At 68.0% G+C, this 19,509-nt stretch carries 15 protein-coding genes; 7 read left to right on the top strand and 8 right to left on the bottom strand.

Annotation, left to right across the window (positions count from 1 at the left end):
* Nucleotides 1–3: 3 nt before the first annotated feature.
* Nucleotides 4–3,543 carry a DNA polymerase III subunit alpha gene (gene dnaE, locus ASD37_RS03210; protein ID WP_056547980.1) on the top strand — a complete coding sequence of 1,180 codons (3,540 nt, stop codon included), beginning with the start codon at nucleotides 4–6 and terminating at the stop codon, nucleotides 3,541–3,543.
* On the opposite strand, the gene ASD37_RS03205 is transcribed toward dnaE, so the two are convergent.
* Nucleotides 3,540–4,292 carry a hypothetical protein gene (locus ASD37_RS03205; RefSeq protein WP_082569921.1) on the bottom strand — a complete coding sequence of 251 codons (753 nt, stop codon included), beginning with the start codon at nucleotides 4,290–4,292 and terminating at the stop codon, nucleotides 3,540–3,542. The two genes, dnaE and ASD37_RS03205, sit on opposite strands and share 4 nt — an antisense overlap.
* A gap of 29 nt (nucleotides 4,293–4,321) precedes the next feature.
* Here ASD37_RS03205 and ASD37_RS03200 point away from each other — a divergent pair, with 29 nt between their 5' ends.
* A complete protein-coding gene (locus ASD37_RS03200) occupies nucleotides 4,322–4,708 on the top strand; it encodes a polyketide cyclase (RefSeq protein WP_056547977.1) in 387 nt (128 codons plus the stop codon).
* Here the strand turns inward: ASD37_RS03200 and ASD37_RS03195 are convergent.
* Nucleotides 4,705–4,902 (bottom strand): hypothetical protein, encoded by a 198-nt coding sequence (locus tag ASD37_RS03195; protein ID WP_056547974.1) that lies wholly within the window; start codon nucleotides 4,900–4,902, stop codon nucleotides 4,705–4,707. The genes ASD37_RS03200 and ASD37_RS03195 overlap by 4 nt on opposite strands.
* 111 nt (nucleotides 4,903–5,013) lie before the next feature.
* On the opposite strand from ASD37_RS03195, the gene ilvA reads away from it, so the two are divergent.
* On the top strand, nucleotides 5,014–6,309 hold the full coding sequence (ilvA, locus tag ASD37_RS03190; protein ID WP_056547968.1) for a threonine ammonia-lyase IlvA: 1,296 nt from the start codon (nucleotides 5,014–5,016) through the stop codon (nucleotides 6,307–6,309).
* Here ilvA and ASD37_RS03185 read toward each other — a convergent pair.
* The 5 genes from ASD37_RS03185 to ASD37_RS03165 all read right to left on the bottom strand — a co-directional run bounded on the left by ASD37_RS03185 (nucleotide 6,297) and on the right by ASD37_RS03165 (nucleotide 15,114).
* The gene (locus tag ASD37_RS03185; protein WP_056547965.1) at nucleotides 6,297–6,740 is read right to left on the bottom strand and encodes a hypothetical protein; all 444 of its coding nucleotides are present in this window, start codon (nucleotides 6,738–6,740) and stop codon (nucleotides 6,297–6,299) included. The two genes, ilvA and ASD37_RS03185, sit on opposite strands and share 13 nt — an antisense overlap.
* A gap of 64 nt (nucleotides 6,741–6,804) precedes the next feature.
* Nucleotides 6,805–8,538, bottom strand: coding sequence for a malto-oligosyltrehalose trehalohydrolase (gene treZ / locus ASD37_RS03180; protein WP_056547962.1), 1,734 nt, complete (start codon nucleotides 8,536–8,538; stop codon nucleotides 6,805–6,807).
* Nucleotides 8,531–10,789 carry a malto-oligosyltrehalose synthase gene (gene treY, locus ASD37_RS03175; RefSeq protein ID WP_056549745.1) on the bottom strand — a complete coding sequence of 753 codons (2,259 nt, stop codon included), beginning with the start codon at nucleotides 10,787–10,789 and terminating at the stop codon, nucleotides 8,531–8,533. The genes treZ and treY overlap by 8 nt, the downstream gene beginning before the upstream one ends.
* 5 nt (nucleotides 10,790–10,794) lie before the next feature.
* The gene (gene glgX / locus ASD37_RS03170) at nucleotides 10,795–12,924 is read right to left on the bottom strand and encodes a glycogen debranching protein GlgX (RefSeq protein ID WP_056547959.1); all 2,130 of its coding nucleotides are present in this window, start codon (nucleotides 12,922–12,924) and stop codon (nucleotides 10,795–10,797) included.
* Between the two features lie 3 nt (nucleotides 12,925–12,927).
* Entirely contained in the window at nucleotides 12,928–15,114 is a 2,187-nt protein-coding gene (locus ASD37_RS03165) for an acyltransferase family protein (protein ID WP_056547957.1), read from the bottom strand.
* Nucleotides 15,115–15,192: 78 nt separating this feature from the next.
* Between ASD37_RS03165 and ASD37_RS03160 the strand changes: the two genes are divergently transcribed.
* The 4 genes from ASD37_RS03160 to ASD37_RS03145 are packed head-to-tail and all read left to right on the top strand — an operon-like array spanning nucleotide 15,193 to nucleotide 18,880.
* Nucleotides 15,193–16,485 carry an adenosylmethionine--8-amino-7-oxononanoate transaminase gene (locus ASD37_RS03160; protein WP_056547954.1) on the top strand — a complete coding sequence of 431 codons (1,293 nt, stop codon included), beginning with the start codon at nucleotides 15,193–15,195 and terminating at the stop codon, nucleotides 16,483–16,485.
* 53 nt (nucleotides 16,486–16,538) lie between these two features.
* Nucleotides 16,539–17,687 (top strand): 8-amino-7-oxononanoate synthase, encoded by a 1,149-nt coding sequence (locus ASD37_RS03155; protein WP_162253235.1) that lies wholly within the window; start codon nucleotides 16,539–16,541, stop codon nucleotides 17,685–17,687.
* The gene (gene bioD, locus ASD37_RS03150) at nucleotides 17,684–18,358 is read left to right on the top strand and encodes a dethiobiotin synthase (RefSeq protein ID WP_056547952.1); all 675 of its coding nucleotides are present in this window, start codon (nucleotides 17,684–17,686) and stop codon (nucleotides 18,356–18,358) included. Before ASD37_RS03155 ends, bioD begins: the two co-directional genes overlap by 4 nt.
* 3 nt (nucleotides 18,359–18,361) lie before the next feature.
* On the top strand, nucleotides 18,362–18,880 hold the full coding sequence (locus ASD37_RS03145; protein ID WP_056547949.1) for a 2'-5' RNA ligase family protein: 519 nt from the start codon (nucleotides 18,362–18,364) through the stop codon (nucleotides 18,878–18,880).
* On the opposite strand, the gene ASD37_RS03140 is transcribed toward ASD37_RS03145, so the two are convergent.
* Nucleotides 18,833–19,462, bottom strand: a complete 630-nt coding sequence (locus ASD37_RS03140; RefSeq protein WP_056547946.1) for a TetR family transcriptional regulator — start codon at nucleotides 19,460–19,462, stop codon at nucleotides 18,833–18,835. The genes ASD37_RS03145 and ASD37_RS03140 overlap by 48 nt on opposite strands.
* Nucleotides 19,463–19,509 lie beyond the last annotated feature (47 nt).

Here is a 19,509-nt window from a genome sequence, read left to right as displayed (position 1 = left end):
CCTATGAGCAAGTCGTTCGTGCACCTGCACAATCACACCGAATATTCGATGCTCGACGGTGCCGCGAAGGTCAAGCCCATGTTCGCCGAGGCGAAGCGGCTCGAGATGCCCGCGATGGGCATGACCGACCACGGAAACATGTTCGGCGCCAGCGAGTTCTACAACGCGGCAACCGCTGCCGGCATCAAGCCGATCATCGGGGTCGAGGCCTACATCGCCCCGGCGTCGCGGTTCGACACCAAGCGCGTGCTGTGGGGTGACCCCGGCCAGAAGTCCGACGACGTCTCCGGTAGCGGCGCGTACACGCACATGACCATGGTTGCGGAGAATGCCATTGGCCTGCGCAACCTGTTCAAGCTGTCGTCGCTGGCCTCGTTCGAGGGGCAGCTCGGCAAGTGGCCGCGGATGGACGCGGAGATCATCGCCGAACACGCCGAGGGCATCATCGCCACCACGGGCTGCCCGTCGGGTGAGGTGCAGACCAGGCTGCGACTGGGCCACGAGAAGGAGGCCATCGAAGCGGCCGCCAAGTGGCGCGAGATATTCGGACCGGACAACTTCTTCCTCGAGCTGATGGACCACGGCCTCGACATCGAACGTCGGGTCCGTGAGGGTCTGCTCGAGGTGGGCCGCAAGCTCAACATTCCACCGCTGGCCACCAACGACTGCCACTACGTCACCCAGGACGCGTCCCGCAACCACGAGGCGCTGCTGTGCATCCAGACCGGCAAGACGCTGTCGGATCCGACGCGCTTCAAGTTCGACGGTGACGGTTACTACCTCAAGTCCGCCGCCGAGATGCGCGCCCTGTGGGACGACCAGGTTCCCGGGGCGTGCGACTCGACGCTGCTGATCGCCGAACGGGTCATGCCCTACGACGACGTCTGGGCGCCCAAGGACCGGATGCCCGTCTTCCCGGTCCCCGAGGGACACGACCAGGCGACGTGGTTGACGCACGAGGTCACCGCCGGACTGGAGCGCCGATTCAAGGGCGCGCCCGTCCCTCAGGAATACACCGACCGGGCCTCGTTCGAGATCAAGGTCATCTGTGACAAGGGCTTTCCGTCGTACTTCCTGATCGTCGCCGACTTGATCAACTACGCGAAGTCCGTCGACATCCGGGTCGGGCCGGGGCGTGGTTCGGCGGCCGGATCGCTGGTCGCCTACGCCATGGGCATCACCAACATCGACCCGATCCCGCACGGTCTGCTGTTCGAGCGGTTCCTCAACCCGGAACGCCCGTCGGCACCCGACATCGACATCGACTTCGACGATCGCCGCCGCGGCGAGATGCTGCGCTATGCGGCCAGCAGGTGGGGAAGTGACCGGGTGGCCCAGGTCATCACGTTCGGCACCATCAAGACCAAGGCGGCGCTGAAGGACTCAGCGCGGGTCAACTACGGCCAGCCGGGCTTCGCCATCGCCGACCGGATCACCAAGGCCCTTCCGCCGCCGATCATGGCCAAGGACATCCCGCTCTCGGGCATCACCGACCCCACCCACGAGCGGTACAAGGAAGCCGCCGAGGTTCGGGCTCTGCTGGACACCGATCCGGACGTGCGGGCGATCTACGAGACCGCGCGTGGCCTCGAGGGTCTGGTCCGCAACGCCGGCGTCCACGCGTGCGCGGTGATCATGAGCTCCGAGCCCCTCATCGACGCGATCCCGCTGTGGCGGCGGCCGCAGGACGGCGCGGTCATCAGCGGCTGGGACTACCCGTCGTGCGAGGCCATCGGGCTGCTGAAGATGGACTTCCTCGGCCTGCGCAACTTGACGATCATCGGTGACTGCATCGACAACATCAAGGCCAACCGCGGGATGGACCTCGATCTCGAAGCGCTCGAGCTCGACGACCCCAAGGCCTACGAGCTGTTGGGCCGCGGTGACACGCTCGGCGTCTTCCAGCTCGACGGTGGCCCGATGCGAGACCTGTTGCGCCGCATGCAGCCCACCGAGTTCAACGACATCGTCGCGGTGCTCGCGCTGTACCGCCCCGGCCCGATGGGCATGAACGCCCACAACGACTACGCCGACCGCAAGAACGGCCGGCAGGCGATCAAGCCGATCCACCCGGAGCTGGAGGAACCCCTCAAGGACATCCTCAACGAGACCTACGGCCTGATCGTCTACCAAGAGCAGATCATGTTCATCGCCCAGAAGGTCGCGGGCTATTCGATGGGCAAGGCCGACGCGCTGCGCAAGGCCATGGGCAAGAAGAAGCTCGAGGTGCTCGAGGCGGAGTACAAGGGCTTCCGCGAGGGCATGACGACCAACGGTTTCTCCGAGGCCGCGGTGAAGGCGTTGTGGGACACCATCCTTCCGTTCGCCGGATACGCGTTCAACAAGTCGCACGCCGCCGGCTACGGGCTGGTGTCGTACTGGACGGCGTATCTCAAGGCCAACTTCGAAGCCGAGTACATGGCCGGTCTGTTGACCTCGGTTGGTGACGACAAGGACAAGGCCGCGGTCTACCTGGCCGACTGCCGCCGCCTTGGCATCACGGTGCTGCCACCGGACGTCAACGAGTCGGTGGTCAACTTCGCGTCGGTGGGTACCGACATCCGGTTCGGCCTCGGTGCGGTCCGCAACGTCGGCGCGAACGTCGTCGCGTCCCTGATCAACACACGCAACGAGAAGGGCAAGTACACCGACTTCTCCGACTATCTGAACAAGATCGACGTCACCGCCTGCAACAAGAAGGTGACGGAATCCCTGGTCAAGGCTGGTGCGTTCGACTCGCTCGGACACCCTCGCAAGGGTCTGTTCCTGATCCACACCGACGCCGTCGACTCGGTGCTCGGCACCAAGAAGGCCGAGGCCATGGGTCAGTTCGACCTGTTCGGTGGCGGCGACGCCGCGGACTCCGGGGCGTCGGTGTTTGCGATCAAGGTGCCCGACGAGGAGTGGGAGGACAAGCACAAGCTGGCGCTCGAGCGAGAGATGCTCGGGTTGTACGTGTCCGGCCACCCGCTCAACGGCATCGCGCATCTTCTGTCGGCGCAGGTCGACACGCACATCCCGGCGATCCTCAACGGTGACGTCGCCAACGATTCCCAGGTCCGCGTCGGCGGCATCCTGGCGTCGGTCAACCGCCGGGTGAACAAGAACGGGATGCCTTGGGCGTCAGCGCAATTGGAGGATCTCACCGGCGGCATCGAGGTGATGTTCTTCCCGCACACGTATTCGACGTTCGGGGCCGACATCGCCGACGACACCGTGGTGGTCGTCAGCGGCAAGGTGAACTCCCGTGACGACCGGTTGTCGCTGATCGCCAACGACCTTGTGGTGCCGGACTTCTCCAGCGCTCAGGCCGACCGTCCGGTGGCGGTCAGCCTGCCGACGAGGCAGTGCACCGTCGAGAAGGTGGGCGCCCTCAAGCAGGTGCTGGCCAACCACCCCGGCACGTCGCAGGTGCGATTGCGGTTGATCAGCGGCGACCGCATCACCACCCTCGAACTGGATCAGGCGCTGCGGGTGACGCCGTCGTCGGCGTTGATGGGCGACCTCAAGGCACTGCTGGGCCCCGGCTGCCTCGGCGGCTAACCCAGCACGTTCACGGCGCGGGCGATCACGAGTGCGATGGTCGTCGTCGACACCAGGGCCTGGACGGTCATCATCGCCTTGGCCCAGCGCGCCAGCGGCATCGTGTCGGTGGGGGAGAACGCCACCACGTTGGTGAAGCTGACGTAGAGGTAGTCGACGAAGGTGGGTCGCCAATCCGGTTTGGCCTTGCTCGGATCCGTCATCTGAGGGAACAGGAAGTCGGGATACGGCTTCTCGCCGGAGCGCCGCGCGAACGGGCCGCCACGGTCCAGTTCCCAGTACCAGATGCCGAAGGCGATGACGTTGGTGACGAAGATGGCGGCGCCCCCGCCGAGCAGGACGGCGGCGTTGTTGCTGACCTCACCGCTGAGGATTCGCTTGGCCAGGACGACGGCCGACGCCGTGTTGTCGACGGTGATCGCCGCGGTCAGGATGAGGCTGGCCCATCGGCCGACGGTGGTGGGGCGCGAGATGCGTACCGGGTTGACGACCAGCATCACCAGCAGCAGAAGCAGTTCCATGCCGATCAGCGGCCACCGGGGCAGCACCGTGTACTGCAGCGGAATCGAGTGCTGGATCACGATGACCGAGAGGATCGCGATCAGCACGGGCCAGCGGTTCTCGGGGTCGCCGGGACGGAGCCAGGACGGGACGCGGTGCTCGGCACCGGAGGCCAGTCGCTCGGCCCGGGTGACGAAGGCCGCGACTTCCTTCGGCGGTTCGTAGGCGTCTTGCTCGTCGGGACCCATCAGGACAGTGTGTCCGTCACGATGGAGGAATGACCGACGACACGACCAACACGTCTCTTCACGTGAGTCAGTGGGTGGACGCGGGTTCCGACGAGGTCTACGCCTTCGCGGCCGACCCCGGCAACCTCCCGCGTTGGGCGGCGGGCCTGGCCGATCCGAAGCTGGCCGGGGTCGGGGTGGAGTTCGCCGCGCGCAACGAGTTCGGCGTGTTGGATCACGTGGTGACGTTGCCGTCGGGGGAGCGCTTCTACAACCCCATGCGGGTGATACCGGCGGGGATCGGCGAGCGGGGATGCGAGGTGGTGTTCACGTTGCGGCGGACCGCGGGTGTCACCGACGCCGAGTTCGACGCGGATGCGACCGCGGTGGCAGCCGACCTGGCGACGCTGCGTGTGCTGGTCGAGCGAGCGGGCTAGGCGTCCGTCGAGCGGAACAGGGCCTGCCCGACCCAGACGGCGACCGCGGCGGCGGCCCCGCTCAGGACGGCGGGAGCGGCGCTCGCCGTCATCACGCCGACCGCGAGGAAGACCAGGCCGCCGACCACGAGGGCCAGCACCTTGTAGGCAGGCCACGGCACACCGGCGATGCGAACTTCCGTATGCATGGTCATCCCTCCACGATAGCTCGTAACCTAGATTTCGGGAAGCCGAAACCTTGGATCGGGCGAGTCGGCGTTCAAACCCGTTTTCGCTGCCCGGCGGGGTAGTGGCACCATTGATCGGTGTCCGCCGAACTGAGTCAGACTTCTCGCCGTCCCGCGCCTCTCGGCGCCTCGGACATCGACGAGGCCGCTGACCGAATTTCGGCGCTCGTCAGTCTCACCCCGCTGCAATTCAGCGACCGGCTGTCGGCGATCACGGGCCTGCAGGTGTACCTCAAGCGCGAGGATCTGCAGGCGGTCCGCAGCTACAAGCTGCGCGGTGCCTTCAATCTGCTGATGCAGTTGACCCCCGCCGAGCTTGCGGCAGGCGTGGTCTGCGCGTCCGCAGGCAACCATGCCCAGGGCTTCGCGCTCGCCTGCCGGTCGATGGGCGTCCACGGTCGGGTGTACGTACCCGCCAAGACGCCGAAGCAGAAACGCGACCGGATCCGGTATCACGGCGGCCAGTTCATCGAGCTGATCGTCGGCGGTGCCACGTTCGACGTTGCGCTGGCTGCCGCGCTCGCCGACGTCGAGCGGACCGGCGCCACCATCGTTCCGCCCTACGACGACCTCCGCACCATGGCGGGCCAGGGCACGATCGCCGTCGAAATCCTGCAACAGCTCGAGTCGGAGCCCGATCTCGTCATCGTTCCGGTCGGTGGCGGCGGGTGCATCAGCGGAATCACCACCTACCTGGCCGAGCGGACGGTCAAGACCGCGGTGCTCGGCGTGGAGCCGGCAGGTGCCGCGGCGATGGTCGCGGCCCTGGCCACCGGTGAGCCCGTGACCCTGGACCACGTCGACCAGTTCGTCGACGGTGCCGCGGTCGCCCGCGCCGGTGCACTTCCGTACGCGGTGCTCGCGGCGGCCGGCGACATGGTCTCGATCACCGCGGTCGACGAGGGTGCGGTCTGCACCGCCATGCTCGACCTGTACCAAAATGAGGGCATCATCGCCGAGCCTGCGGGCGCGCTGTCGGTGGCGGCGCTGATGGAGGCCTGCACCGAGGGCACCGTCGAACCGGGTTCGACGGTCGTGTGCCTGATCTCGGGCGGCAACAACGACGTGTCCCGGTACAACGAGGTGCTCGAGCGATCCCTGGTGCACCTCGGGCTCAAGCACTACTTCCTGGTGGACTTCCCGCAGGAACCCGGCGCGCTACGCCGGTTCCTCGACGAGGTGCTCGGTCCCGGCGACGACGTCACGCTGTTCGAATACGTCAAGCGCAACAACCGCGAGACCGGTGAGGCCCTCGTCGGCGTCGAGCTGAGTTCGGCGGCGGACTTGGACGGGCTGATGGAGCGGATGCGCCGGTCCGACATGCACGTCGAGGCGCTGGAACCCGGCTCGCCGGCGTACCGCTACCTGACCTGACGGGCCGGCTCGACCGCGACGAGTCGTTCGTCGTTGGCCATGAAGACCGGCTCGATGGGCACGCCGAACTCGGCCGCGGCTCGGGTCAACAGCGTCGACCACTGTTGGTCGTCGGCCGTGGGGCCGCCGCGCCCGGGGCGGGTCAGCAAGAACGCGACCGCGAGCTGGTCCTCGGCTTCGGCCACAATGCCGTGCAGTGCCGTCATCAGGTCCCGCGCCAGTCCGGGGCTGGCCCGTTTGGCGACCGGAACTTCGCTGAGCGCCTTGATGATTCGCCGGTCGGGCCCGACGAAGACGAAGCGCAGGAGCCGTTCGCCGAAGCCCAGCGGCTCCATGAGCGCTCGCCAGCGCTGCCGCAGGTCTGCTGGTGAGCCGATGGGATCGGTGGCCGTCTCGATGGACGGGGCCGGGAGGAACTCGTAAGTCGTCATTCCCGCATGGTCGACGATTTCCTGCGACCGTGACGAAGTTGTCCACAGCCGCTGACGCTGTGGACTACTGCGTGGCAGCCCGCAGGATCGTGAACGACTGTCCCGGCAGCTCGGTCGCGTCGCCGACGGTCGGATCGGCCGACGCCAAGACGACCTCACCGGTGACGGGCACGGTGACCACCTCGTCGCCCAGGTTGCACACGATGGTGAAGGCACCGCGGTGCAACGCAATCCACCGCTGTTCCTCGTCGTAGTCCACGTCCATGTGGTCCAGCCACGGGTCGGCCAGGTCGGGCTCGTCGTGCCGCAGTGCGATCAGCGCCCGGTACAGCCCGAGGATCCGCGCGTGGTCGCCGGAATCGAGCTCGTCCCACTTGAGCTTGGACCGTTCGAACGTCTCGACGTCCTGCGGATCCGGGATCTCGTCGGCGTCCCAACCGTGCGAGGCGAACTCCGCCTTGCGCCCTTCGGCGGTGGCCCGCGCCAACTCCGGCTCGGGATGCGAGGTGAAGAACTGGAACGGGCTCGACGACGCCCACTCCTCGCCCATGAACAGCATCGCGGTGTACGGCGAGGCCAGGACGAGGGCGGCCTTGACGGCGAGCTGCCCGAACGTCAGGTTCTGCGACGGCCGGTCACCGACCGCGCGGTTGCCCACCTGGTCGTGGTCGGAGGTGTAGGCCAGCAGCCGGGTGGCGGGGATGGTCGCGGTGTCCAGCGGGCGGCCGTGGCGCCGGTGCCGGAACGACGAGTAGGTGCCCGCGTGGAAGTAGCCGTGCTTCAAGGTATTCGCCAGCGATTCCAGGGAGCCGAAGTCGGAGTAGTACCCCTGCCGCTCGCCCGAGACCGCCGTGTGGATGGCGTGGTGGATGTCGTCGTCCCACTGCGCGGTCATGCCGTACCCACCGCGGTCGCGCGGGGTGATGAGCCGTGGATCGTTGAGGTCGCTCTCGGCGATCAACGACAGCGGGCGCCCCAATTGCTCGGCGAGGGAGTCGGTTTCGGTCGACATCTCCTCGAGGATGTGAATCGCGGTGTGGTCGGCCAACGCGTGCACCGCGTCGAGCCGCAGACCGTCGGCGTGGAAGTCCCTCATCCAGCGCAGGGCGCAGTCGAGGATGTAACGGCGTACCTCGTCGGCGCCGGCCTCGGAGACGTTGACGCCCTGGCCCCAGCCGGTATTCGCTTCGGTCAGGTAGGGCCCGTACTTGGGCAGGTAGTTGCCGGACGGCCCGAGGTGGTTGAAGACCGCGTCGATCAGGATGCCGAGACCGCGGGCGTGGCAGGCGTCGACCAGTCGCACCAAACCGTCTGGGCCACCGTAACTTTCCTGGACGCTGTACCACAGCACGCCGTCGTATCCCCAGCCGCGTGTACCGCTGAAGGAGTTGACGGGCATGAGCTCGACGAAGTCCACGCCGAGGTCGACGAGGTAGTCCAGCTTCTCGATGGTCGAGTCGAAGGTGCCGTCGGGGGTGAACGTGCCGACGTGCAGTTCGTAGATGACGGCGCCCTCGGTGGACTTGCCCGACCAACCCGAGTCGGTCCATGCCACCGTCGTCGGGTTCCACAGCTGGGACCGCTCGTGCACGCCATCGGGTTGCCGTGGGGATCTCGGGTCCGGCAGGACGGTCTCGTCGTCGTCGAGGACGAAGCCGTACCGGGCGTCGACGTGCGCGTCGACCGTGGCGCGCCACCACCCGTCCTCGGAGCGCGTCATCGGGTGCAGGGTGCCGTCGACGTCGAGACGGACCAGTTCGGGCAGTGGTGCCCAAACCGCGAATTCGTGATCAGGCACGGGTGCGCTCCAACAGTGTCGCGGGGAGGTCGGTGAACAGGTCGGTCGCGCTGACCCGACCGCTAAACGAGCGGCCGGTGAAGCGGTCGACCCAGTCACCGTCGGGCAGCGGCAACGACGTGTCGCCCCAACCGGTTTCGGTCAGGCCGACGGTCCACCGCTGGACGGCGACGAGCACGTCGTCGCCGCGGAGGAAGGAGATCAGATGCTGGGCGGCCGCACCCTCGGCGAGCACCGGCTGGTAGCCGCCGGTCAGGTAGGACTCCTGGCGGTCGGCGCGCGAATGCAGGGCGGCGGTGACGATGCGGAGCTTCGGGTCACTCGCCTCGGCCAAGGCCTGCCGGCGTGCCGTGTAGTCGACCGCGCGCCGGTTGTCGGGGTCGACGAGGCTGTCGTCCCACAGCTCGGTGCCCTGATACACGTCGGGGATGCCCGGCACGGTCAGCGACAGCAGCTTCTGCACCTGTGAGTCACTTTGCGCGTGCGCGTCCAATTGTGCGACCAGACTTGCCATCTCGACACCGACCGGCCCGTCGACCAGCTGGTCGAGCCACTCGTGCACGGCGGTCTCGAACGCGTCGTTCGGTTCGTTCCAGGAGGTGTGCAGCGCCGCCTCCCTGATCGCCTTCTCCGCATAGGCATGCAGTCGGGATCTCAGGTCCTCGGTCACTGGCCCTCCCACGGGCCACGTGCCGAACGCGATCTGCGACAGGAAGCGTCCGGTGTCGGGATCCGGTGCGGGCGCGGCCACTTCCCACTTGGCGACCAGTTCGGTCCACAGCGACGGCACTTGCGACAGCACGCCGATGCGGGCGCGGACGTCCTCGCTGCGCTTGGTGTCGTGGGTCGACAGCGTCACCATCGCCGACGGCCAGTACAGGGCCCGCAGCGCAGTCGCGTGGTGGAATTCCGCCGCGCTGACGCCGAACCGCTCGGGTTCGCCGCCAACTTCGTTGAGGGAGACCAGCCTGGCGTCGCGATAGAAGAGGCAGTCCTCGACCGACTTTGCGGTGACCGCACCGCACAGCTGCTGAATCCTGGTGGCCGGCTCGAGGTGCTCGAGAGCAGCGGCGACCAGCGTCAGCGGTTCGCCAAGGGTCGGGTCGGCGGCGGCCGTTTCTGCGATGGCCGTCGGCATGACCGCGGTCAGCCCGCGGTAGTCCGAACGGTAGACGCCGACGTGGGACAGCAACGCGGCGACGGCCTCGGGAATCCGGGGGTGGTCGGCGCCGACCGCGGCGACGATCGCGCGGTGCACCCGTGCCAGCTCGCTGGCCAGGGTGCCGGTGGCGGTGTCGACCTTGAGGCCGCGGATCACCGGCTCCAGCGGCTCGGCGTCGGGGGCCCCGGACGGGTCGACGAGCACTCCGCCGATCTCGCGGAGCGCGTCGTATCCGGTGGTGCCTGCGACGGGCAGCGTCGGCTCGAGCGCTTCGTCGGGGGCCAGGATCTTCTCGATGACGATCCAGGCGTCGGGGCCGGTGAGTTCCCGCAGCCACTCGAGATAGCCTGCGGGATCGGACAATCCGTCGGGATGGTCGATGCGCAGACCGTCGACGAGGCCTTCGGTGAACCACCGCTTGACCTCGACGTGGGTGGCGTCGAAGACCGCCTTGTCCTCCTGCCGCAGCGCAGCCAGGGAGGTGATGGAGAAGAATCGCCGGTAGCCGCAGACGTTGTGCTTCCAGCCGATCAGCTTGTAGTGCTGGCGCTCGTACACCTCGGCGGGCGAGCCGTCACCGGTGCCAGGGGCGACGGGCCAGGTGCGGTCGCCGAGTCGCAGCACGTCGCCGTCCACGGCGAGGCCGTCGAGGTCACCGTCGTCGCCCAGCACCGGCAGGACGATCTTGCCTGCCGGGTCCAACGTCCAGTCGACGTCGAAGTACGAGGCGTACGCGGAGTCACGGCCATGGGTGAGCATGTCCCACCACCAGGCGTTCTGGGTGGGATCGTCGACGCCGACGTGGTTGGGCACGATGTCGACCACGAGGCCCATTCCGCGGGCGTGCACGGCCTCCGACAGCGTCGCGAGCCCCTCCGGGCCCCCGAGTTCCTGGGAGACCGTCGTGGGGTCGGTGACGTCGTAGCCGTGGGTGGATCCCACGCTCGGGGTCAGGATCGGCGACAGGTAGAGGTGTGAAACCCCAAGATCCTGAAGGTAATCCAGCTGCTCGAGGGCGTCGGCGAAGGTGAACGCCGCACCGCTGGCGGCTCCGCGCATCTGCAGGCGGTAGGTGGAGTGAAGGGTCATGGTGGTCACGCCGTCTTTCGTAGCGCGATGATGGACCGGGCTGCGACGGTGAAGGTTTCGCCGGCCTTCACCACGAGGTTGCTGCTCCCGGTGGGGATCGCCGAATCCACTTCGGCGGTCCACTCGGCGGCGTAGTCGCCTTCGGCGGCGACGAATTCCACGGGATCTTCGTGCGCGTTGAAGCACAGCAGGAAGGAGTCGTCGACCACCCGCTCTCCCCGGGCGTTGGGCGCGGGTATCGCGTCGCCGTTGAGGAAGACCGCGACGCACTGGAACCCGGAGTTCCAGTCCTGCGGGGTCATCGGAACGCCGCCCGAGGTCAACCACGCGATGTCGCGGATCTCTTCGTCACCGCTACGAATCAGCTTGCCGTCGAAGAACCGTCGACGCCGAAACACCGGGTGGTTCTTGCGCAGGGTGGTCACGGTGCGGGCGAAGGTCATCAGGTCGGCGTTGGTCTCGCACAACGACCAGTCCATCCAGGCGATTTCGGAGTCCTGGCAGTACACGTTGTTGTTGCCGCGCTGCGTGCGCCCGATCTCGTCACCGTGACTGATCATGGGAGTGCCCTGGCTGACCATAAGCGTGGCAAGCACGTTGCGCATCTGCTTGCCGCGCAGCTCCAGGATCGCCGGATCGTCGCTTGGGCCTTCGACACCACAGTTCCACGACCGGTTGTGGCTCTCGCCGTCGCGATTGTCCTCGCCGTTGGCCTCGTTGTGCTTTTCGTTGTACGACACCAGATCCGCCAGCGTGAAGCCGTCGTGGGCGGTGACGAAGTTGATGCTCGCGCTGGGGCGCCGGCCGGTGGCCTCGTAGAGGTCCGACGAGCCGGTGAGTCGCGAGGCGAATTCGTTGAGGGTTGCGGGTTCTCCCCGCCAGTAGTCACGCACAGTGTCGCGGTATTGCCCGTTCCACTCCGTCCACAAACCAGGGAAGTTCCCGACCTGATATCCGCCCTCGCCGATGTCCCACGGTTCGGCGATGAGCTTGACCTGACTGATGACTGGATCCTGCTGCACCAGGTCGAAGAACGCCGAGAGGCGGTCGACGTCGTAGAACTCGCGGGCCAGGGTCGACGCCAGGTCGAACCGGAAGCCGTCGACGTGCATGTCGAGTACCCAGTACCGCAGCGAGTCCATGATCAGCTGCAGCGAATGTGGGTGGCGGACGTTGAGGCTGTTTCCCGTGCCGGTGAAGTCCTTGTAGTGCTTGAGGTCACCGTCCAGCAGCCGGTAGTAGCCGGCGTTGTCGATGCCGCGGAAGTTGATCGTCGGGCCAAGGTGGTTGCCCTCGGCGGTGTGGTTGTAGACCACGTCGAGGATCACCTCGATGCCCGCCGCGTGGAAGGACCGGACCATGTTCTTGAATTCGGCGACCGCTCCGCCGGCGCTCTGGTTGGACGCGTACTGGTGGTGAGGGGCGAAGAACCCGAAGGTGTTGTAGCCCCAGTAGTTTCGCAGGCCGAGCTCGAGAAGCCGGTGGTCGTGCATGAACTGGTGCACCGGCATCAGTTCGATCGCCGTCACGTTGAGCGACTTGAGGTGTTCGATGATCACCGGGTGGCTCAGCCCCGCGTAGGTGCCGCGCTGATCCTCGGGGATTCCGGGGTGGGTCTGCGTCATCCCCTTGACGTGCGCCTCGTAGATCACCGTTTCGTGGTACGGCGTGCCGGGTGCGCGATCCGATCCCCAGTTGAAGAACGGGTTGATGACGACGCTGGTCATGGTGTGGCCGAGCGAGTCGACCCGTGGCGGGGTGCCGCCGGTGGCGAGGTCGTCGGCCTCCAGGTCGTAGGAGAACAGCGCCTGGGTGAAGTCGAAGTCGCCGTGGAACGACTTGCCGTACGGGTCGAGGAGCAGCTTCGAGGAGTCGCAGCGCTGGCCGGCAGCGGGATCCCACGGACCGTGCACCCGGAAGCCGTACCGCTGGCCGGGGGTGACGGCGGGCAGGTAGGCGTGCCAGACGTAGCCGTCGACCTCGTCGAGGTTGACGCGCTCCTCGCTGCCGTCCTTGCCGATCAGGCACAGCTCGACCTTCTCGGCGACTTCGGAGAACAGCGAAAAGTTGGTGCCCGCACCGTCATAGGTGGCGCCGAGGGGGTACGCGGTACCCGGCCAGACTGCGGAGACCACCGGTCACCACCAGCCGGTGGCGATGGCGATCTGACGTCCGAGTTCTGCGGTCATGGTGCGCATGTAGGTGGCGGAGATGTGATGAGAATCGTGGTATACCAACACATTTCCCTCCACCGCTCGGCAGTAGTCCTGGCGACACACCGCATTGCTCATGTCGAGCGGCTTGAGCATAGGGAACCGCGCGAGGTAGTCGAGAGTGGGGTTGTGGTCGGACAGTACCTCGGAGCGTTTGATGCCGCAGGAGATGGCGTCGCCGCCGTCGGCCAGACAGTCGGCGGGGAAGAACGGCTTGCCGTCCTTGACCAGCCACGGGGTGTCTCGCATCGCGAGGACGGGAATGCGGGCGTCGGAGAGTTCCTGCCAGATGCCGAGGTAGAAGCTCGGCATGACGTCGCCGTCCTTGATGTTCCACGGCCGGGTCGAGGTGGTGAAGACGTAGTCGGGGTGGTCGGAGATCAGCTTCGGCATCACCTTCTCGTTCCACTCGCGACAGTTCGGGTACGCCCGGTTGTCGCCCATGACGAGCGGGTTCTCCTCGGTGGTCAGCGGACAGCCCATCTTGAGGTAGGTGACGACCCTGAAGTGATGCATGCGGCCAAGGAGGTCCAACGCGGTGATCCAGTGTTCGGCATGTGACCCGCCTGCGACGGCGATGGTCCTCGTCGCGGATTGGTCGCCGTAGGTGCAGTTGATGACGTCGACTCCTGCGAAGTCACTGATGCAGCCCTGCGTGGTGGAGACCGGCAGGTCGTCCTTGGCTTCGAGGACGGTGGGTCGCATCGGCAGCTTCGGCACCCTGGCGTTGTTGATCAGCGCCCGCGCGCCCGGGTAGTCGCGCGCCGAAAGGCCCGACAGTTCCTTGCCGTTGGCGCGCTGGATGGTCATGTGCTCGCGCCAGGTGAACGACGTTGCGGTCAACGCGACCGCCAGCAGCGTGACGATCGAACCCAGCACGATGGTGGGGCGCCTCAGCCTGGTGCGCAGTGGGATGACGACGGCCTGCTTCGACTTGGTGGCGGTGGCCGACCCCCGCAGTCGCAGGGGCTCTTCGACGTACTTCGTCGTCAGCCAGGCCAGCACGCCCGAGACCAGCAGGACGATCGCGCCGTCGAGGAAGTCGGCGCGGGTGTCGCCCGAGTAGGCAAGCCAGAAGATCAGCAGCGGCCAGTGCCACAGGTACAGGGAGTAGGCCATCGAGCCGAGCGAGACGAACGGCTTGGTCGCGAGCAGTCGGCTGACGGCGGGCAACCGGCCGCCGACCGACGACAGGTGAGGGTCGGCCATCCGGTTGGCGCCGCTGAGGATGAACAGGATCGTCGCGCCGACGGGCACCAGCGCCCACGGCCCAGGAAATTCCTTGACGCCGTCGATCAGCGCGCCGCACGACAGGATCGCCGCCAGTGCGACGACGGCGATCGTCGAACGCAGCCACATCGGCCATTTGACGTAGGGCACCAGCGCCCCGGCCAGTGCGCCGAGCAACAGTTCCCAGCCCCTGGCGAAGCTGTCGTAGTACGCCCTGGACTGGTCGGCGTCGTGCGCGATGACCGCGTAGACGAACGACGCGATCGTCAGCGCGGCGAGTACGACGATGAGCGCAGTTCTGGTGTGCGAGCGCAGGAGTCGGCGGAAGGCGACGGCGAAGCCGAACACCAGGGCGAGGAAAGCGATGTAGAACTGGCCCTGCACCGACATCGACCAGATGTGCTGCAGCGGGCTGACGGCCTCGCCGGCGCGCAGGTAGTTCGACGCCGTGTTGGCCAGCTCCCAGTTCTGGTAGTAGCCGAGGCTGGCGAGGCTTTGGTCGGCGAAGGTCTCCCAGCGGGTCTCCGGCTGGATGAGGATCGTCAACACGGCCGAGGCGGCGAGCACCACCACCAGCGCGGGCAGCAGGCGACGGATCAGCCGTTTGACTTCGGGGACGGGCGACAGCGACGAGCCGGGAGTCAGCGCGGTGCGCAGCAGGCGACCGCCGAAGAAGAACCCGGACAGCGCCAGGAACACGTCGACTCCGCCCGAGACCTTCCCGAACCAGACGTGGAAGACGGCGACGAGCGCGATCGCGACGCCGCGCAGCCCGTCGAGGTCGTGCCGGTAGAAGCCGGACGCCCTGCTGCCCATCACGGCGCGCTGGGCTGAGCCGGATTCGGTGTCAGGCGCCGTCCGGGCTGGAGAGAGGGTCAACATGGTCGACGGACAATCTACCCAACGCACGGCGATACGGCCGTTTTGTCAGGACCGCTCGTCCTGGGGGATGGTGGTTCCATGCCGCCGCTGACGCCCGAGGAGATCAGCGCAGTCGACGCCGCGCACGTGTGGCATCCGTACAGCGGGATCGCAGCCGACGCGACCCCGCCCGTAGTGGCCGTCGCGGCCAAGGGCACGTCGATCACGGTCGTCGACGACGGACGACGGGTCGACCTGATCGACGCGATGAGCTCGTGGTGGACCGCGATCCACGGGCACGGTCATCCCGTGCTGGACGAGGCCGTCACCCGCCAGCTGGCGACGATGAACCACGTGATGTTCGGCGGGTTGACCCACGAGCCGGCCGCCCGCCTCGCCCAGTTGTTGGTCGAGATCACCCCCGCGGGTCTGGACACGGTGTTCTTCAGCGATTCCGGGTCGGTGGCCGTCGAGGTGGCGGCGAAGATGGCCCTGCAGTTTCAGCGCAGCAGAGGCAAGCCGGGCAAGCATCGGCTCATGACGTGGCGTGGCGGATATCACGGCGACACGTTCACGCCGATGAGCGTGTGCGATCCCGACGGCGGCATGCACTCGATCTGGTCCGACGTCTTGGTGTCACAGATCTTCGCGCCGCAGGTGCCAGAAGAGTACGACCCGGCCTATGGCGTGGCGTTCGAGGAGCTCCTCGCCGCGCACGCCGACGAGGTGGCGGCGGTCATCGTCGAACCGGTGGTGCAGGGCGCGGGTGGGATGCGGTTTCACGATCCGCGCCATCTCAGTGATCTGCGGGCCGCCTGCACCCGGCACGACGTGCTGTTGATATTCGACGAGATCGCGACCGGTTTCGGTAGGACGGGCGAGTTGTTCGCCGCCGATCACGCGGGCGTCGTGCCCGACGTGATGTGCGTCGGCAAGGCGTTGACCGGGGGATACCTGACGTTGGCGGCGACGCTGTGCACGGGTGAGGTCGCCGAGACCATCAGCAACGGCGATCCGGGTGCGTTGATGCACGGGCCGACGTTCATGGCGAACGCCTTGGCGTGCGCGGTGTCGGTGGCGTCGGTGGAGCTGCTTCTCGGCCAGGACTGGCGAGCCCGCGTCGGCGAGATCGAGGCCGGGCTGCAGTCCGGGCTGGCCCCCGCGCGCGAGCTCGCCGGGGTGGCCGACGTGCGGGTGCTCGGTGCGATCGGTGTGATCGAGATGCGCGAGCCGGTCGACATGGCGGTGGCCACCGCGGCTGCGGTGGCGCACGGCGTGTGGCTGCGTCCGTTCCGCAATCTGGTGTACGCGATGCCGCCGTATGTGTGTACGCCCCACGAGGTGGCGACGATCTGCTCGGCGATGGTGGGTGTGTCGCGTGCGCTAACCTGAACGGCGTTCAGGTGGGTGTGAAGGTTCGGAAGGATCCAGGCGTGACGCGTGCAATGATCTCCCCGCTGGCCTGGCTCGACGACGTCGAACAGCAGCGCCGCGCGGCCGGTCTGCGCCGGTCGCTGCGCGTGCGCCAGGCCGAGGACGCCGGCCTCGACTTGGCCTCCAACGACTACCTCGGGTTGTCACACCATCCTCGCGTCGTCGCGGGTGGTGTCCGGGCGCTGCAGACCTGGGGCGCTGGCTCGACGGGCTCGCGCTTGGTCACCGGCAACACCGCGCTGCACGAGCAGTTCGAGACGGCGTTGGCCGAGTTCGTCGGCGCCGAGTCCGCCTTGGTCTTCTCCTCCGGTTACACCGCGAACCTCGGGGCAGTGGTGTCGCTGTCCGGTCCCGGTTCGGTGGTGGTGTCCGATGAGCTGACCCATGCCTCGCTCGTCGACGCGTGCCGGTTGTCGAGGGCTCGGATCGTGGTCACACCGCACCGTGACGTCGACGCCGTCGACGCCGCCCTGCGGGACAGGGCCGAGGACCGTGCCGTCGTGGTCACCGACTCGGTGTTCAGTGCCGACGGCGTGCTGGCCCCGCTGCGGGATCTGCACGACGTGTGCCGCCGCCACGGCGCGCTGCTGATCGTCGACGAGGCGCACGGGCTCGGGGTGCGCGGCGACGGTGGACGCGGCCTGGTCGCCGAGGTGGGGCTGGCCGGCGCGCCCGACGTGGTCGTGACGACGACGCTGTCGAAGGCGCTCGGCAGCCAGGGCGGGGTCGTGCTGGGCCCGGCCGCGGTGCGGGCCCATCTGGTCGACGCCGCGCGTCCGTTCATCTTCGACACCGGCCTCGCACCCGCTGCGGTCGGCGCGGCGCTGGCCGCGCTGGAAGTGCTGCTCGACGAACCATGGCGGGCCGGCGCGGTGCTCGACCATGCCGCCACGTTGGCCGCGGCCTGCGGCGTGACCGACGCGCCGGAGTCGGCGGTCGTGTCGGTGATCCTCGGTGAGCCGGAGGTGGCGCTGGCCGCCGCCACGGCGTGTCTTGACCGCGGTTTGCGGGTCGGCTGCTTCCGTCCGCCGTCGGTGCCGGTCGGCACGTCGCGGCTGCGGCTGACGGCGCGGGCGTCGCTGTCGTCCGACGAGATCGAGCTGGCATGTCGCGTGCTGGTCGACGTGCTGGCCGGTGTGTCGTCGGAAGCCCGCGGATGAGCACGCTGATCGTCACCGGGACCGACACCGGTGTCGGCAAGACCGTCGTGACGGCGGCGCTGGCGTGCCACGCCCGCCTGGCGGGTCTAGACGTCGCGGTGTGCAAGCCCGTCCAGACCGGGGTCGCCGACGGCGACGACGATCTCAGGGAGGTCGGCCGGCTCTCCGGGGTCGACGTCCTCGTCCCCGGGTGGCGATACCCCGAGCCGCTGGCCCCGGTTGCCGCGGCGGAGCGGGCGGGGCTGCCGCTGCCGACGAGGGCGGAGTTGGTCGGCCTCGTGGACGGCGTCGTCCGGCCCGGTCGGTTGGTCGTCGTCGAGGGTGCGGGTGGCCTTTTGGTCGAACTCGGTGCCGACGGGGTGACGCTGCGGGACCTGGCGACCGACCTCGACGCGGCGGTGCTCGTGGTGGCACGGCCGGGACTGGGGACACTCAACCACGCCACGCTGACCGTGGAAGCGCTTGCGGCAGCCGGTGTTCCGTGCGCGGGCCTGGTCGTCGGCGCCTGGCCGTCCGAGCCTGGCGTCGCCGAGGCGTCCAACCGCGTCGCCCTCGGCCGCATCGCCGAGGTCCGAGCGGCGTTGCCGAGCGGAGCGGGTGCGCTGTCGCCTCGGGACTTCGCCGAGCTCAGCGCTGGCGCGTTCGCGCCCGAGTGGGTGCGGGGCCTCTAGGACATGGCCCATTCCGTCGAGTTGTTGTTCGACTCGGACGCCGAGGACGCCATTCGACGACAGTGGGCCGCGCTCGTCGAGGCGGGGCTGCCGAGTCAGGCACACCACCGGTCGCCGACCAACCGGCCGCACGTGACGCTGACCGTTGCCGAGCGGATCGACGCGGGCGTCGACGAGGCCCTGCGGGTGCCGGCCGGGCGGCTTCCGTTGCCCTGCCGGATCGGCGCTCCACTGGTGTTCGGGCACCGCTCGCTGGTCCTGGCGCGCTTGATCGTGCCGAACCGCGAAGTCCTGGAGTTGCACGAGTCGGTCGACGCGATCTGTGGGCCGCACATGCCGTCCGGACCGTTTCCGCACGCCCGTCCCGGGCAGTGGACGCCGCACGTCACGTTGGCGCGCCGGTTGGCGCCCGCCGACCTCGCGGCGGCGCTGGAGGCCGTCTCGGAGGAAGCGACCGACGCGACGTTCGCCGGCCTACGGCGCTGGGACGGCGACGCCAGGGTCGACACCCTGATCACCTGACCCGGACGCGTGCGCGGCCATCCCGTCGACCAGCAGTCGAAGGCCAAACGCGAAGCGCGCGTTCGGATCCGTCGCCATCACCGACTGATTCTCCGGCAGTGCGCCCGCGGCGTCCCATTGCAGTCGGGACTGCTCGTCGGCGGTGAAGCCGAGCACGTAGTAGAGCACCGATCGGGCCGCCAGGTCGGCGTGCGACGAATCGATCCCCGCCTCGGCCGCGGCGGCGGTGAGCCGGTCGAGCAGAGCGGTCATCAACTCGGATTTGCCTGCGGCGAAACTGGCCGACACCAGTTCGGCTCCGTCGGTGGTCGACAGCAGCGCGTTGCGCAGGCCCGTGCAGATGAGGTGGACCCGCTGGACCCACGGACCGTCGTGGGCCGTCGCCGTCGAGGCGAGGATCCGGTCGGCCACGGCGCCGAGCAGGGCCTGCTTGTCGGCGAAGTGCCAGTAGAGCGCGCCGGGGGTGACGCCGAGTTCGCGCGCCAACCGCCGCATGGTCAGGTCGGCGATCCCGTAGTCGTCGAGAAGCTGGGCGGCCTTGTCGACCACATCTGAACGGGCGTGGCGCCGGACCTGTTGCACCCCTGTAGCCTAAACACCGTTCAGGTTCACGGTGCAGGAGGAGTACG

It is taken from the genome of Mycobacterium sp. Root135, assembly GCF_001426545.1.
Classification (GTDB): Bacteria; Actinomycetota; Actinomycetes; order Mycobacteriales; family Mycobacteriaceae; genus Mycobacterium.
This window is presented reverse-complemented; position numbering and strand designations above follow the sequence as displayed.

Coding starts and splice junctions, on each gene's coding strand:
- dnaE (WP_056547980.1), top strand. CDS start 4: ATGAGCAAGTCGTTCGTGCACCTGCACAATCACACCGAATATTCGATG.
- ASD37_RS03205 (WP_082569921.1), bottom strand. CDS start 4,292: ATGGGTCCCGACGAGCAAGACGCCTACGAACCGCCGAAGGAAGTCGCG.
- ASD37_RS03200 (WP_056547977.1), top strand. CDS start 4,322: ATGACCGACGACACGACCAACACGTCTCTTCACGTGAGTCAGTGGGTG.
- ASD37_RS03195 (WP_056547974.1), bottom strand. CDS start 4,902: ATGACCATGCATACGGAAGTTCGCATCGCCGGTGTGCCGTGGCCTGCC.
- ASD37_RS03185 (WP_056547965.1), bottom strand. CDS start 6,740: ATGACGACTTACGAGTTCCTCCCGGCCCCGTCCATCGAGACGGCCACC.
- treY (WP_056549745.1), bottom strand. CDS start 10,789: ATGACCCTTCACTCCACCTACCGCCTGCAGATGCGCGGAGCCGCCAGC.
- ASD37_RS03165 (WP_056547957.1), bottom strand. CDS start 15,114: ATGTTGACCCTCTCTCCAGCCCGGACGGCGCCTGACACCGAATCCGGC.
- ASD37_RS03160 (WP_056547954.1), top strand. CDS start 15,193: ATGCCGCCGCTGACGCCCGAGGAGATCAGCGCAGTCGACGCCGCGCAC.
- ASD37_RS03155 (WP_162253235.1), top strand. CDS start 16,539: ATGATCTCCCCGCTGGCCTGGCTCGACGACGTCGAACAGCAGCGCCGC.
- bioD (WP_056547952.1), top strand. CDS start 17,684: ATGAGCACGCTGATCGTCACCGGGACCGACACCGGTGTCGGCAAGACC.
- ASD37_RS03145 (WP_056547949.1), top strand. CDS start 18,362: ATGGCCCATTCCGTCGAGTTGTTGTTCGACTCGGACGCCGAGGACGCC.